Annotated in this window: 14 protein-coding genes; 11 read left to right on the top strand and 3 right to left on the bottom strand. The window is 72.2% G+C overall.

Annotated elements, in window-relative coordinates; genetic code table 11:
• The first annotated feature begins 239 nt into the window (after positions 1 to 239).
• The 5 genes from ACIA77_RS32105 to ACIA77_RS32085 all read left to right on the top strand — a co-directional run bounded on the left by ACIA77_RS32105 (position 240) and on the right by ACIA77_RS32085 (position 2,914).
• Positions 240 to 1,223: an undecaprenyl-diphosphate phosphatase gene (locus tag ACIA77_RS32105; protein ID WP_395889765.1), complete on the top strand. Its 984-nt coding sequence runs from the start codon at positions 240 to 242 to the stop codon at positions 1,221 to 1,223.
• Entirely contained in the window at positions 1,220 to 1,429 is a 210-nt protein-coding gene (locus ACIA77_RS32100; RefSeq protein ID WP_395889764.1) for a hypothetical protein, read from the top strand. Before ACIA77_RS32105 ends, ACIA77_RS32100 begins: the two co-directional genes overlap by 4 nt.
• Positions 1,426 to 1,833, top strand: coding sequence for a hypothetical protein (locus ACIA77_RS32095; RefSeq protein ID WP_395889763.1), 408 nt, complete (start codon positions 1,426 to 1,428; stop codon positions 1,831 to 1,833). Before ACIA77_RS32100 ends, ACIA77_RS32095 begins: the two co-directional genes overlap by 4 nt.
• Before the next feature lie 165 nt (positions 1,834 to 1,998).
• Positions 1,999 to 2,511 carry a GNAT family N-acetyltransferase gene (locus ACIA77_RS32090; protein WP_395889762.1) on the top strand — a complete coding sequence of 171 codons (513 nt, stop codon included), beginning with the start codon at positions 1,999 to 2,001 and terminating at the stop codon, positions 2,509 to 2,511.
• 4 nt (positions 2,512 to 2,515) lie between these two features.
• On the top strand, positions 2,516 to 2,914 hold the full coding sequence (locus tag ACIA77_RS32085; protein WP_395889761.1) for a nuclear transport factor 2 family protein: 399 nt from the start codon (positions 2,516 to 2,518) through the stop codon (positions 2,912 to 2,914).
• 78 nt (positions 2,915 to 2,992) lie between these two features.
• Here ACIA77_RS32085 and rph read toward each other — a convergent pair whose 3' ends face one another.
• The gene (gene rph, locus ACIA77_RS32080) at positions 2,993 to 5,581 is read right to left on the bottom strand and encodes a rifamycin-inactivating phosphotransferase (protein WP_395889760.1); all 2,589 of its coding nucleotides are present in this window, start codon (positions 5,579 to 5,581) and stop codon (positions 2,993 to 2,995) included.
• Between the two features lie 260 nt (positions 5,582 to 5,841).
• Between rph and ACIA77_RS32075 the strand changes: the two genes are divergently transcribed.
• The 5 genes from ACIA77_RS32075 to ACIA77_RS32055 all read left to right on the top strand — a co-directional run bounded on the left by ACIA77_RS32075 (position 5,842) and on the right by ACIA77_RS32055 (position 9,663).
• Positions 5,842 to 6,651, top strand: a complete 810-nt coding sequence (locus ACIA77_RS32075; protein ID WP_395889759.1) for an Fpg/Nei family DNA glycosylase — start codon at positions 5,842 to 5,844, stop codon at positions 6,649 to 6,651.
• A gap of 142 nt (positions 6,652 to 6,793) precedes the next feature.
• On the top strand, positions 6,794 to 7,300 hold the full coding sequence (locus tag ACIA77_RS32070; RefSeq protein ID WP_395889758.1) for a PadR family transcriptional regulator: 507 nt from the start codon (positions 6,794 to 6,796) through the stop codon (positions 7,298 to 7,300).
• Positions 7,301 to 7,392: 92 nt separating this feature from the next.
• Positions 7,393 to 7,836 carry a carboxymuconolactone decarboxylase family protein gene (locus tag ACIA77_RS32065; RefSeq protein WP_395889757.1) on the top strand — a complete coding sequence of 148 codons (444 nt, stop codon included), beginning with the start codon at positions 7,393 to 7,395 and terminating at the stop codon, positions 7,834 to 7,836.
• Between the two features lie 53 nt (positions 7,837 to 7,889).
• The gene (sigJ, locus tag ACIA77_RS32060) at positions 7,890 to 8,762 is read left to right on the top strand and encodes an RNA polymerase sigma factor SigJ (protein ID WP_395889756.1); all 873 of its coding nucleotides are present in this window, start codon (positions 7,890 to 7,892) and stop codon (positions 8,760 to 8,762) included.
• A 47-nt stretch (positions 8,763 to 8,809) separates the two neighbouring features.
• A protein-coding gene (locus ACIA77_RS32055; RefSeq protein ID WP_395889755.1) for an IS5 family transposase occupies positions 8,810 to 9,663 on the top strand; the annotation gives its coding sequence in 2 pieces (ribosomal slippage) (positions 8,810 to 9,254 and positions 9,254 to 9,663; 855 coding nt in all).
• Between the two features lie 9 nt (positions 9,664 to 9,672).
• Here ACIA77_RS32055 and ACIA77_RS32050 read toward each other — a convergent pair.
• The gene (locus ACIA77_RS32050; protein WP_395889754.1) at positions 9,673 to 10,125 is read right to left on the bottom strand and encodes a GNAT family N-acetyltransferase; all 453 of its coding nucleotides are present in this window, start codon (positions 10,123 to 10,125) and stop codon (positions 9,673 to 9,675) included.
• Between the two features lie 62 nt (positions 10,126 to 10,187).
• Complete coding sequence (locus ACIA77_RS32045; protein WP_395889753.1) at positions 10,188 to 11,396, bottom strand: alpha/beta hydrolase family protein; 1,209 nt, start codon at positions 11,394 to 11,396, stop codon at positions 10,188 to 10,190.
• A gap of 204 nt (positions 11,397 to 11,600) precedes the next feature.
• Between ACIA77_RS32045 and ACIA77_RS32040 the strand changes: the two genes are divergently transcribed.
• Positions 11,601 to 12,836, top strand: a complete 1,236-nt coding sequence (locus tag ACIA77_RS32040) for a glycosyltransferase 87 family protein (RefSeq protein ID WP_395889752.1) — start codon at positions 11,601 to 11,603, stop codon at positions 12,834 to 12,836.
• Positions 12,837 to 12,880: the final 44 nt, after the last annotated feature.

Below are 12,880 nucleotides of genomic sequence, written 5' to 3'. Positions count from 1 at the left end.
CGGCCGTCCCCCGTTCCGGCGTCGCCACCCACCGGCGCGGCCGGGACCCCCGTCCGGCCGCGCCCCATTCGCCGTCCCGCCGGCGGTGCCGCGGTGTGCCGCCGCCGGCGGGACGCGCCAGCCCCCTTCCGCGGGGGAGGTGCTCTACCGGTCCGCTCATGCTCGTACTACAGTCACGGCAGATTCTACGCGCATGTAGAAGTTCAGTGGAGTGCCGAGCGAAGGAACGACGTGGGCCGATGGCTGCCTTGACCTACCCGGAGACCATCGTGGTCGGCTTGCTGCAAGGGGTCAGCGAGCTGTTCCCCGTGTCCAGCCTCGGCCACAGCGTGCTCGTACCCGCGTTGGTCGGCGGCAGCTGGGCGCGCGACCTCGACGCGTCGGCGAACGGGTCGCCGTACCTGGACGCCCTGGTGGCCATGCACGTCGCGACCGCCGCGGCGCTGGTCATCTTCTTCTGGCGCGACTGGGTGCGCATCATCGGCGCGCTCTTCGGCTCGATCCGCCACCGCCGGATCGTGACGCCGGACGAGCGGCTGGCGTGGCTGCTCGTGGTCGCGACGATCCCCGTCGGGATCGCCGGACTGGCGCTGGACAAGGTGATGCGCGAGTACCTGAGCCGCCCCATCCCCGCGGCCGCGTTCCTCGCGCTCAACGGCGTGGTGCTGTTCACCGTCGAACGCCTGCAGCGCCGCGGGAAGCCGGCACCCGAGCCCCGCCCGGCCGTGACCGGCGACGAGCCCACGGTGGTGCTGCCGGCGGTGACCGGGCGGATCCCGGCGAGCGAGGTCACCGCTCCCCTGGCGCCGGTGCCGGCCGACGAGGCCAGCGACGCCCGGCTCGCGAAACTCGGGTGGTGGGAAGCGATCGCCGTCGGGACCTGCCAGATCTTCGCGCTGCTGCCGGGCATCAGCCGCTCCGGCATCACGATCGCCGGCGGCCTCCTGCGCGGCCTGCGGCACGAGGACGCCGCGCGGTTCGCGTTCCTGCTGGCAACCCCGGTCATCGCGGCGGCCGGCGTGCTCAAGATCCCGGAACTCGCCCGGCCGGAGATGCACGGCGCGGTCGGCCCGACGATCGTGGGCAGCCTCGTCGCGGGCATCGGCGCGTACTTCTCGGTGCGGTTCCTGGTGCGCTACTTCGAAACCCGGACCCTGACGCCGTTCGCGATCTACTGCGCAATCGCCGGCGCGGGCTGCCTGGCCTACTTCAGCCTGGCGTGACCGACCACGACGTCGCCGTCGCACCGGACCGGTTCTTGCCGCCGCGCGCCGCGGGCTTCGTGACGGCGTTCGGCGCGCTGGCCGATCGGGGCGGGCCGAGCCCGGTGCTGTTGGGCGACCTGGTCGTGTTGACGCCGGCTTCGGCCGCGTTCGCGCTCGCCGGCGTGGCGGCAGGCGCGACCGAGTGCGGCAGAATCCCCACGTGACCCCGCTGCCGTCCTCGCTCGACGTTCACCCGGACCGCGGGATGGTCGGCTTCCGCGACAGCCAGGTCGACGTCTTCGACGAACCCGGGGCCGGCGAGCCGCGCGCCGCAGTGGTGTCGAACGGCTTCGTCACGTACCTCGGTACCGACAGCAAGCTGGACGTGGTGTCGCTGCGATTCGCTGCCGCGCCAGAACCTCGTCTCACGCTCGGCAGCGTCTCGGTCGAACCGCCCACCGGCGAGGTGGTCATCAGCGAGATCACCCGCGGCGTCCACGGGCCTTACGTCGTCCCCGAACGCGCGGGGAGCTACCGGCTGACCGCTTCGAGCGAGGCGAGCGCCCCGACCACCGGGTGGCTCGAACTCGAACGCCTCGGCGAACCCACGCCCGACGACGAAGACTGACCCACCCCGCCGAAACCACCACGTCGTGCGGCGCCGGACTTGCTACCGTCGAGGGCGTGGCATGCTGCGCCGCCGGGCGGATCCGGCGCTGAGAGGACGACGCATCCGCCGTTGCCCGCCGGGGTGACGGTGTCCGAGCCGTACTCTCAGCGAAAGGGCACCACCATGGACATCCGTCCCCTCGAGCACGCTGATCTGCCGGCGCTGCTCGAGCTCACGATCGCCGTTTTCGGGCCGTTCTACGAAAAGTCGTACCGGCGCGTGGTGGGCGACGCCGTGTTCGCCAACCGGCACGGGGGCTGGCGCGAGGACTACCGGCGGCTGCTCGCCGGGCTGCACGCGCCGGATGAAGGCAGGTTCGCCGCCGTGGCGCGCAGCGGCGGGGAGATCGCGGGCTACACCGGGTGGCACGCCGAGGGGAACCACGGCGAGATCGAGATCCTCGCCGTCGCGGCGGAGCACCGGGGCAAGGGTCTCGGGCGGGCGCTGGTGGAGCACGCCATCGGCCACCTGGACGTCGACGTCGTGTCCATCGGCACCGGAGGCGACGACTTCCACGCACCCGCCCGCGCACTCTACGAAGCGCTCGGCTTCACGCCCTTCCCCGTCGTCAGCTACACGAAGGCCGTGCGTGAAACACGGGCAGCTGCCGTCCCCAAGGGGACGGGCGCATCATGAGGCGATGACCGACCGCGACGACTTCCTGGCGTGGGTCAAGACCACGCTGTACGACGCGGAGTTCGCGCTGCACAACGGCGACGCGGCCCCGCGGCGGGCCCTGTGGTCCCGCGCCGAACCCGTCAGCGTCCTGGGCGCGTGGCGCAACGCGCGCGGCCAGGCGGAGCTCGACGAGCTCTTCACCCACCTCGCGAAGAGCTTCTCGCACTGCACGTCCTACACGTTCGAGCTCCTGGCGTTCGACGTCGTGGGCGACCTGGCCTACACCGCCGGCTTCGAGCACACCACGGCGTCCGTCGACGGCGAGCCGCGCAGCTACACCCTGCGCGCGACGCAGGTGTACCGCCGCGAGGACGGCGAGTGGCGCGTCGCACACCGGCACGGGGACCGCGTCGCGCCCTGACGCTCGGGGCGGCGGCCCACGCTCATCTCGCCCAGCAGCGGGCCGTCCGCCGAACGGGCAGCGAGGCGCGCCGCCGCGTCACTCGAGGAGTTCCACGTAGCCGGTGGTGCCGTCCACCCGGATCCGTTGCCCGTCGCGGATCAGGCGGGTGGCCTGGTTGACCCCGACGACGGCCGGCAGGCCGTATTCGCGGGCGACGACCGCGCCGTGGGTCATCAGGCCGCCCACTTCCGTGACCAGGCCGGCGATCGTGACGAACACGGGTGACCAGCTGGGGTCGGTGTAGGCGGTGACGAGGATGTCGCCCGCCGCCAGGTCGGCGCCTGCGAGGTCCAGCACGACGCGGGCGCGGCCTTCGACGGTCCCCGTGGACACCGGCAGCCCGAGCAGAGCACCCTCGGGCGCGTCCTCACGCCGGTAGCTGCCCGACACGGTCTCGCCGTCGGAGGTGAGCACGCGCTGCGGGGTGAGGGCCTGGTCCGCGGCGAACTCCTCCTTGCGCCGGCGGATGAGGTCGGCGTCGGCCGTTCCGGTGCGGGCCACCTCGTGCAGTTCCTGGAACCGCAGCGAGTAGATGTCCTCCGGCTCCTCGAGCACGCCGGCCGCCACCAGCCGTTCGGCTTCGGCCAGCAGCGCCTTCTTGTACTGGAAATAGCGGCTGATCATGCCGTACTTGGGGTATTCGCGGTAGCCGATGAAAGTCCGCAAGCGGTCGATCTGCGCTCGGGTCTCTTCCGCTTTCCGCGCGCCGTCGGGCAGAACTTGCAAGCGCTCCAGCAGTTCCTGCTCTTTCTTGGCCGCCTCCTGCGCTCCTTCGTCGAACCGGCGGCGGGCCTCGCCGGGTGCGAAGTTGTCGATGTTCCCGAGCAGCACCGGCAGCAGCGTGCCGGGACGCTCGCTCCACCGCGGCCGCGTGATGTCGATTTCGCCGACGCACCGCATGCCGTACGTGTCGAGGTACGCCCGGATCGCGTCCCGTGCTTCGCGCCCGCCGGGCAGGGCCGGCAGTTCGGCCAGAAAATCGGAGTCCTGAACGGTTCGGAGGAACGCGACCACGTCCGCGTGCGGGCGGATCACGTCGGCGACGTCCAGCAGGGCGAGGCCCATTTCCGACGAGACGTTGTCGGGCGCGGACTGCGATAGCGGGTCGGCGGCGTTGTCCTCGCCCAGCCATTCCCGCAGCTGCTTGTTCAGCCACGTCGTCGCGTCCATCCCGGCCATGATCGCCTGGTGGCTGCGGGCGTTGAACAACAGCCGCCGCAGTTCCTGCAGATCCGCCAGGATGAAGTCGAACAGCTCCGCGCCGCGCTTGTCCCGGATGTCGGATTCGAGCGCGGCCAGCGACGCCTTGCTCTCCGCGATCAGCTCATGGACGATCGCCGGGTCGGTCTCGATCGGCTCCGCGGCGACGCCGAACGGCAACGGAGCGGCCCCGCCGTCGGCCGGCTCCGGCAGGAAACCGCGGTCCAGCACCGTCTGCAACGCGTCGCGCATCAGCGGATCGGACGCCCCCATCATCTCCAGGAACCCGGCGCGCCCGGCCTTCGTCGCCAGCCCCGCGGTGATGTCGACGAACAGCCGGCTGCCCGCCTCGGCCATGGGCCGCGGCGTGGTCAGCTGCCAGACGGACAGGCCGAGCGGGCGCATCGCGTCGGTCATCATCTGCTGGTGCCCGACCGAGAGGTAGACGTGGTTGCCCTCGTCGGCGGCCGGCGGGATCGGGAACAGCGTGGTGATCGGCCGGCTCTGCACGATCTGGAACTCGCCGCCGGCCAGGCACCACTCGATGTCCTGCGGGCGCCCGAAGTGCGTCTCGATCCGGCGGCCCAGCCGCTCCAGTTCCAGCACCTGCTCGTCGGTCAGCGCCGGCCGCTCCTGCAGTTCCGGCGCGATCGCGTCCTGCCGCGTGCCCCCGCCCGGCACCGCGTGGATGGCGAGCCGCTTGGCCGGCACCGTCTTTTCGACGATTTCGCCGTCGCGCACCCGGTAGCTGTCGGCGTTCACCAGCCCAGAAACGAGCGCCTCGCCGAGGCCGAAACCGGCGTCGATGCTCGTGACCTTCCGGTTCGACGTGATGGGATCGGCCGTGAACAGGATCCCCGACGCCTCCGACAGCACCATCCGCTGCACCACCACGGCCATGTGCACCTTGCGGTGGTCGAACCCGTTGCGCAGGCGGTACACCACGGCCCGGTCGGTGAACAGCGACGCCCAGCAGAGCCGGAGGTGCTCGAGGATCGCCGCGGGCCCGACGACGTTCAGGTACGTGTCCTGCTGGCCCGCGAACGAGGCCGTCGGCAGATCTTCGGCCGTCGCGCTGGACCGCACGGCGTACGCCGCGTCCTCGTCCAGCCGGCTCAGCAGCGCGGCCGCCAGGTCATCCGGAATGACCACGCCGGAAATGACCTCGCGGATCCGCGCGCTCAGCGTGGCGATCGTGTCCCGGTCGCCGGGAGCCAGCCGGGCCAGGCGATCCAGCCCGCTCTCGAGCGCCGGCAAGTCCCCGAGCACCCGGCGGAAGGCGTGCGTCGTCACGCAGTACCCGGGCGGCACCCGCACCCCGTCGATCCGGGAGAGCTCCCCCAGGTGCGCGGCCTTGCCCCCGACGAGGCCGGCGCGGCTCTCGTCGATCTCCGGGAAACCCAGCACCAGCTCGGTTCCACCCACAGTTTCTCCCCCGTACTCCGATGTTCGCCGGCAGCGGAGAATTCCCGCGGTGCCCGGCCGAGACCGACGATTCTGCAGGACCACCGGGGTCTTGCCGCAAGACCGGGGGTGCGCTATACGTTGAAGGGGAGGGGGAGTAGCCACGTTCCGTCCGATCCGGACTCACGCCTCCCCCGGCTCACCGGCCCGGTGTTCGCCGTCCTCGCGGCGTGATCCGATAATGGCGGCTGATCCGCACCCCCGTTGTCCCGGAGCCGCGTGTGCCTGAACTGCCCGAGGTCGAATCCGCCCGTTCGGTGATCGAGCGCGCGGCGCTCGATCGGACGATCGCCGACGTGGACGACACCGACACCTACGTCTGCCGCCCGCACAAGCCCGGCGAGATCCGCGACGCGCTGATCGGCCACCAGCTCGTGGCGGCGCACCGGCGGGGCAAGTCGATGTGGTGCGAGACGGCCGACGACGGCCCCGTGCTGGGCCTGCACCTCGGCATGTCCGGGAAGATCGTGATCGCCGACCCCGACGGCACGGAAATCGACGGCGGCGACTACTGGGAGCGCGGCCGCGAACAGGGCGACTACCGCTTCTCGCGGTTCGCGCTGACGTTCGAGGACGGCGGCACGCTCCTGCTCGTCGACCCGCGCCGGCTGGGCCGCGTCACGCTCGACCCGCAACTGGAGCTGCTCGGCCCCGACGCCGCGACGGTCACGCCCGCCCAGTTCCGCGAGGCCGTCACCAAGGGATCCGCGCCGATCAAGGCCCGGCTGCTCGACCAGCACGCGATCGCCGGCATCGGCAACCTGCTCGCCGACGAGATCCTGTGGCGCGCCCGCGTGCACCCGGCCCTGCCCGTCGACGACCTCGCCCGCGCCGACGTCGACCGCCTCCTGCGCGCGACCCGCGGCGCGGTCTCGGCCGCGATCGAGCACGGCGGGGTGCACACGCTCAAGGTGATCCCCTTTCGCAAACCCGGTGCGCAGTGCCCGCGCGACCACGCTCCGATGGCCCGCGGCAAGGTCGGCGGGCGCACCACGTGGTGGTGCAGCGCGGAACAGCAGCTGCCGGGCTGAACGCCCGCTGCGGCAGGCGGACCGGACACCCGTGGGCCACGCCGCCCACCCACTTGTGCCGGAACCGCCGTGATCACGCGCTTCGCCGGGTCGCCGTCGTGGAGTAGTCTCACTGTGACTACTGGACCGGGCGAGGACGTCGATGACATCGGGAACGCGGGAGCTCACGGCGACGGCATACGTCGTGCTCGGCATGATCGCGCAGCTCGGCGTGACCACGCCGTACGCGGTGAAGCGCGAGTTGCGGCGCTCGATCGGGCAGTACTGGCCCATCCCCCACGCGCAGCTGTACGCGATCTCCGGGCAGCTGCAGGAGCAGGGCCTGCTGGAGGGTGTCCAGGAGACCTCCGGGCGGCGGCGCAAGACGTACCGGGTCACCGAGGCCGGACGGGCGGCGCTGAGCGAATGGCTGAGCCGGCCCGGCACGGAGCCGGGTGAGATCCGGAGCGTGGCGTGGCTGAAGCTGGCCTTTTGCGATCTCGCCGAACCCGCCGCCATCACCCAGCTCGCCGCGGAGCAGGTCGAGCTGCACAAGGACCGGATCGCCTGCCGCCACCCCGTGAAGGATCACGCCTCGCAACTGGCGCTGGAGCTGGACCGGGCCGCGCTGCGGTTCTGGACGAGCCTGGCGCAGCGCACCGCCCTGTGATCCAGGTCTCTTCGAAGGCCGATCCGTCACGCCGGAGGAGCCCCGCCCCGTCGTCTCGCCGCCCTGGAACGACACGAGAGGACGGGCCCGGAATGAGCCAGCGCATGCTGATGGAGAAGGTCGCCCCGCAGGCGTACGCGAACATCTTCGAGCTGCACACCTACGCGGCGAACCACGTCGCCCGCCCGGTGCTGGACCTGATGGTGCTGCGGGCGTCGATGGTGAACGGCTGCGCGTTCTGCGTCGACCTGCACAGCAAGGACGCGCTGAAGGCCGGCGAATCCGCGCAGCGGCTGTTCGCGCTCGCCGCGTGGCGCGAGTCGCCGTTCTTCTCGCGCGAGGAGCGCGCGGCACTGGCGCTGACCGACGCCGTGACGAGCATCGGCGAGGACGGGGTGCCCGGCGACGTCTGGGAGGAGGCACGGGCGATCTGGTCGGAGAAGGAGGTGGCCGACCTGGTGATGGCGGCCGTCATGATCAACGCGTTCAACCGCATCGCGATCAGCACCCGCAAGGCCCCGTCGCTCGACGCGTGACCACCGCCTTCCGGGCGGCCGGTGCGACGCCGGCCGCCCCCTACACTCGCCCCGTGGCACCCGACGACACCGGCAGTGCGGAGTTCCAGCAGCACCGCCCGGTGCTGCTGGGCGCCGCCTACCGGATCCTCGGCAGCCTCGCCGACGCCGAGGACGTGGTGCAGGAAGCGTGGCTGCGCTGGTCCGATGTGGACCGTTCGGCCGTCGCGGTACCCCGCCAGTTCCTCATCAAAGTGGTCTCGCGGCTCGCGATCGACCGCCTGCGCCTGGCCCACCGGCGCCACGAGACCTACGTCGGCCCGTGGCTGCCCGAACCCGTGCGCACCGGCGACGGGCAGCCTCTCGGCCCCGCCGACACCGCCGCCCAGCGCGACACCCTGTCGCTCGCGACCCTGCGGCTCATGCACCGCCTCTCGGCGCCCGAGCGCGCCGTGTTCATCCTCCGCGAGGCGTTCGAGCTGCCGTACGAGGAGATCGGCGAGGTGCTCGGCCTGGGTGAAGCCCACGCCCGCCAGCTGCACCGCCGCGGCTCGACGCACCTGGCGACCGGCCGCGACCGCTTCCCCACCGACCCCGGCGTGCACCGCGAACTGGTGGAGCGGTTCCTCGCGGCCGCGCGCACGGGCGACCGGGCCGCGCTGCAGGGCCTGCTCGCCCACGACGTCACGCTCTGGGGCGACGGCGGCGGCAAGGTCCGCGCCGCGCTGCGGCCCGTCACCGGCCCCGAGCGGGTCGGCCGGTTCGTGACCGGGCTGCTCGCCAAGTACCCCGCCATCGAGTTTCGCGTCGCCGAAGTCAACGGCGCGCCCGCACTGCTGGTCCGCCTCGGCGAGCCGTGGCAGGTCTGCTCGTTCGAGGTCGGCCGGGACCGGATCACCGGCATCCAGTGGATGTCCAATCCGGACAAGCTCCGCCGGTTCGCCTAGGGCGCGCCCTTGAAGTGGGTGATGGTGACCTGCTTTGACGTTGGGTTGTGGCGCGTAGGCATGAGTTGACCGACGGGCAGTGGCAGGCGATCGCGCCGTTGCTTCCCGTGCCGGGCGCGAAGACGCGTCCCCGAGTCGATGACCGTCGGGTGCGCAACGGAATGTTGTTCAAGGCCAAGACCGGTGTCGCGTGGCGAGCCCGGCCGCAACGCTATGGGCCGTGGAAGCCGGTCGTCAACCGGTTCTGGCGCTGGTCGCGCACCGGGACCCTCGCGATGCTGGTGACGCGCGTGCGGGTGGTCGCTGACCCGATCGACGAACTCGACCGCGAGGTCTCGGTCGACTGCAGCATCGTGCGGGCGCACCAGCACGCCGCCGGCGCGCGCCCGCTTCGGACAGGGAGGCCGGGCCGGGCGGCGAGCCAGATGATCATGCCACCGGCCCATGGCGGACCCACCACCAAGATCCGCCTCGCCTGCGACGGTCATGGCGGCCGCTTTCAGCGGTAGTGACCGGCGACAACATCAACGACTGCACCATGGTCACCCACGTCATGAGCGGAATCGAGTTCCGCCGGCCGGGACCCGGTCGGCCGCCGACCCGGCCGGGCAGGGTGCCGGCGGACAAGCGCTGTTCCAGCCGCGCGATCCGCTCCCACCTGCGGCGACAACACGCCCCGGCGACCATCCACGAACGCCGTGACCCGCAGGCCAACCGCCTGCACCGAGGCCCAGCCGGGGGACGCCCACCGGTCTTCGACCGCGTCGCCTGCAAACGCCGCAACATCGTCGGACGCTGCTCCAACCGCCTCCTGCAATTCCGCGCCATGGCCATCGCGTTCGACAAGATCCATCTCTTACCAAGGCAGGCTCGACCTGCCACCCTGCTCATCTGGCTTTGAGTGCACGCCCTAGCGGGGCACCGCGGCCGCGAAGTGGTGGGCGATGATGTCGAACCCATTGCGGATGTAGAACCGGTGAGCGGCGGTGTTCGACACCCCCGAGTCGAGTTCCAGCAGCGCGCAGCCGTGCCGCCGGGCCAGCTGCTCCACTTCGGACATGAGCCGCCCGCCGACGCCGGTCGAGCGCGCCTCCTCGGCGGTCACCAGGTCGTCGACGTAGAGGATGCGGCCCCGGCTCGTCACCAGCACGCGGTACCCGGCCGCGGCCAGCGCGGCGCCGTCGGCGTACGCGACGAGGTACCGCAAGCCCTGCTCGTGCCCGGTGGTCGCCAGTTCGCCGAACTGCTCGCGGGTCAGGCGCGGCCGCAGCTGCCGCAGCAGCGGGAACAGCTCGCTCTCCAGCCGCGGGTCCCCCGCTCCCAGCTCCTCGACGGCCACTCCGGTGGCCCGTGCCTCGGTCATGCTTCTCCTTCTCCTCCTCGGAAACCGTCCGGCGGGGAAAGCGCCCCGCCGGACGGACGGGCTCACCCGCGCAGGTGGCCGTTCAGCCAGTCGATCACGTCGTCGGCGGCGCCGCCGTCGCCGCGGGCCGCCAGCACCGAATAGTGGTCCTCGCCCGGGTACAGCCGGAACTCGGCCGGCGAGCCGGCGGCGCGGGCGTTGCGCACCGCCTGCCGCGTCACGGCCTTCTTGATCGACGGGTCCCGGTCGCCCTGCAGCAGCAGCATCGCGCCGGGGGTGCGGCCGCGGGGCACGGTCTGCTCGTCGAGCCAGTCCTGCAGCGTCAGCGCGGCCGCGGGCGTCTGCGGCGTGAACTGGTAGTCCGTGAGCTTCGGGCCGAAGTCCGCCGAGAAGTCGGTCCAGATCTCGGCGGTGCACACCTGCGTGACCTTCGGCAGCAAGGCCAGCGCCTGGCTGCCCAGGTAGTCGCCGAACCGCAGGCCGGGGTGCGCGGTCTTCAGCCCGTGGAGCGCGAGCAGGTAGAACCCGCGATCCACCGGGCCGGGGCTGCCCCAGGCGTAGGCGGCCGCGACGTTGGTGACCGGCGCGAGGCCGACGGTCCCGCGGAAGTCGAGCCCCCGGCCCCAGGTCGGCGCCAGCTCACCGGCGGCGATGGCGGCCTGGCCGCCCTGCGAGTGCCCGACGGCGAAGTACGACGCCGAGACCGCGGGGTCGACCTGGCGGGCGGCGCGCACGGCGTCGATCACCCCGCGGCCCTCGCTGTCGGCGACGATGTAGGGGTGGTCGCCGGCGGTGCCGAGGCCCTCGTAGTCGGTCGCTGCGACGGCGAAGCCCGCGTTGAGCAGGCGGGCGACGAACGCGCTGTAGCCGTACAGATCGACCTGGCCGGCCGCGTTGACGGCCGTCGAGGGCGCGCACCGGTCGGCGATGCCGCTCGACCCGTGCGCCCACGAGACGACGGGCCAGCCGTGCCGCGGCGCTCGGCCCTTCGGGGTGAAGACCGCGCCGCTGACCACGATGTCGCGGCCCGAGAGCGACCGCGAGTGGTAGGTGATCCGGTCGGCGCGCGCGGCGGCGGCGGCCAGCGCGGGGTCGAGGTCGCCGATCGGCTGGTCCGTCACCAGTTTGCCGGCGCCGTCGCGTCCGAGCACTTGCGGTTGCTCCGCCGCCGCGGCGGGTTCCGGTCCACTGTGTACGGGACCGGCCACGGCCGCGGCGGCGACCACTGCCGCGGCGACTGCGGCTGCCCGGCGAATCCCGGTAGTGCGCATGTCGGGTCTCCTGAGTCCTGCCCGGCTCCGGCCGGGGTGCTTGTCCCCCGAAGACGGCGCGGGCCCGGCGCGGCGTGACAGCCCGTCCTGTGAGGACAGCCACACGCGAACGAGCAGGTCAGCGGACCGCGCCGGGTGATCCCCGTTCACCGCGGACGGCCGTGATCGTTAAGATCGTCCGGAACGGCATCGGGGGGAGAGACTTTGTCACTGGCCGACCTGCGTCCGCGCTGGGGTCCGGTCCTGCTGGGGGAAGCGGTCGTCGTCGCGCTGGTGCTGGCGCTGCGGCACTACCCCGGGCTGGACCTGGAGGTCTACCTCGGCGGCGCGAAGACCCTGCTCACCGACCAGCCGCTCTACGGCACGCCGCTGGCGACTTCGCAGCACATCAGCCTCCCGTTCCTGTACCCGCCGTTCGCCGCGGCGCTGTTCCTGCCCGCGACCGTCCTGCCGTTCGCCGTGACGATGAACGTGCTCACCGTAGTTTCGGTGCTCGCCGTCGGCGTGACCGCCTACTTCGTCGTCCGGTCGCTGACCGGCCGGCCCCAGGCGGCGCTGCCGGCCGCGTACGGTGCGCAGCTCGCCGGGATCGTGCTGGACCCCATCTGGCGCACGCTCAGCTTCGGGCAGGTCAACATCCTGCTCATGGCCCTCGTCGTCGTCGACGCGCTCGCGCCGGGGCGCACCCGGACCAGGGGCCTGCTGACCGGGCTGGCCGCGGCGGTCAAGCTGACGCCGCTGCTGTTCGTGCTGTTCTTCGTGCTCACCAAGGACTTCCGCGCCGCGGTGCGCACCGTCGCGGGCTTCGCCGTCGTCAGCGCGCTCACGTGGCTGGTCACCCCGGCGACGTCGGCCTCCTACTGGACCGAGCACGTGTTCAAGATCGACGCTTCGGTCGGCACCGAGTACGTCAGCAACCAGTCGCTGCGCGGCTTCCTGGAACGCCTCGGCGTCGACGGGCAGGCCTGGTGGTTCGCGGGCGTCGTGGTGCTGCTGGCCCTGACGGCGCTCGCGATCCGGCGCGTGCGGCATCCGGCGCTCGCCGTGGTCGTGTGCGCGGTGGGCGGGCTGCTGATGTCCCCGATCTCGTGGACGCACCACTGGACGTGGTGCGTGCCGATCCTGCTCGCGTGCGGGTGCGTCGGCGTACGCGCGTGGAACGCCGATCGCGCGCTCGCGTGGTGGGCCTTCGCGTCGGGCGCGATCGGCGCCGCGCTGTTCACCGTGGCGCCGATGTGGTTCGACCCTTCGCCGGACCACAACGGGTCGGGCGGCTGGTGGCGGTTCGCGACGGAGTCGTTCGAGCTCTACGGGCTGGCGCTGCTGGTGCTCGCGGCGGCCTCGACCCGCGTGGCCCGGCTGTTCGAGGCCGGTTTTCCGTTCCCGGCGCCCGAAAAGCACCCGTTCCCGTCACCGTCCGGTGAACACTTGCCGAACTGATCGACGATCCACCCCGGTCGCCCGCGCGGGCTCAGTAGCTTCAT

The sequence above is a fragment of the Amycolatopsis sp. NPDC051903 genome (assembly GCF_044452505.1).
In the GTDB taxonomy this organism is placed as follows: domain Bacteria; phylum Actinomycetota; class Actinomycetes; order Mycobacteriales; family Pseudonocardiaceae; genus Amycolatopsis.
Note: the sequence above shows the minus strand (reverse complement) of the source record. Positions and strands in the feature narration are given on the sequence as shown.

What these genes read in the sequence shown, in the direction of transcription:
- ACIA77_RS32105 (WP_395889765.1), top strand. Translation starts at nt 240, where the DNA reads ATGGCTGCCTTGACCTACCCGGAGACCATCGTGGTCGGCTTGCTGCAA.
- ACIA77_RS32090 (WP_395889762.1), top strand. Translation starts at nt 1,999, where the DNA reads ATGGACATCCGTCCCCTCGAGCACGCTGATCTGCCGGCGCTGCTCGAG.
- ACIA77_RS32085 (WP_395889761.1), top strand. Translation starts at nt 2,516, where the DNA reads ATGACCGACCGCGACGACTTCCTGGCGTGGGTCAAGACCACGCTGTAC.
- ACIA77_RS32070 (WP_395889758.1), top strand. Translation starts at nt 6,794, where the DNA reads ATGACATCGGGAACGCGGGAGCTCACGGCGACGGCATACGTCGTGCTC.
- ACIA77_RS32065 (WP_395889757.1), top strand. Translation starts at nt 7,393, where the DNA reads ATGAGCCAGCGCATGCTGATGGAGAAGGTCGCCCCGCAGGCGTACGCG.
- ACIA77_RS32050 (WP_395889754.1), bottom strand. Translation starts at nt 10,125, where the DNA reads ATGACCGAGGCACGGGCCACCGGAGTGGCCGTCGAGGAGCTGGGAGCG.
- ACIA77_RS32045 (WP_395889753.1), bottom strand. Translation starts at nt 11,396, where the DNA reads ATGCGCACTACCGGGATTCGCCGGGCAGCCGCAGTCGCCGCGGCAGTG.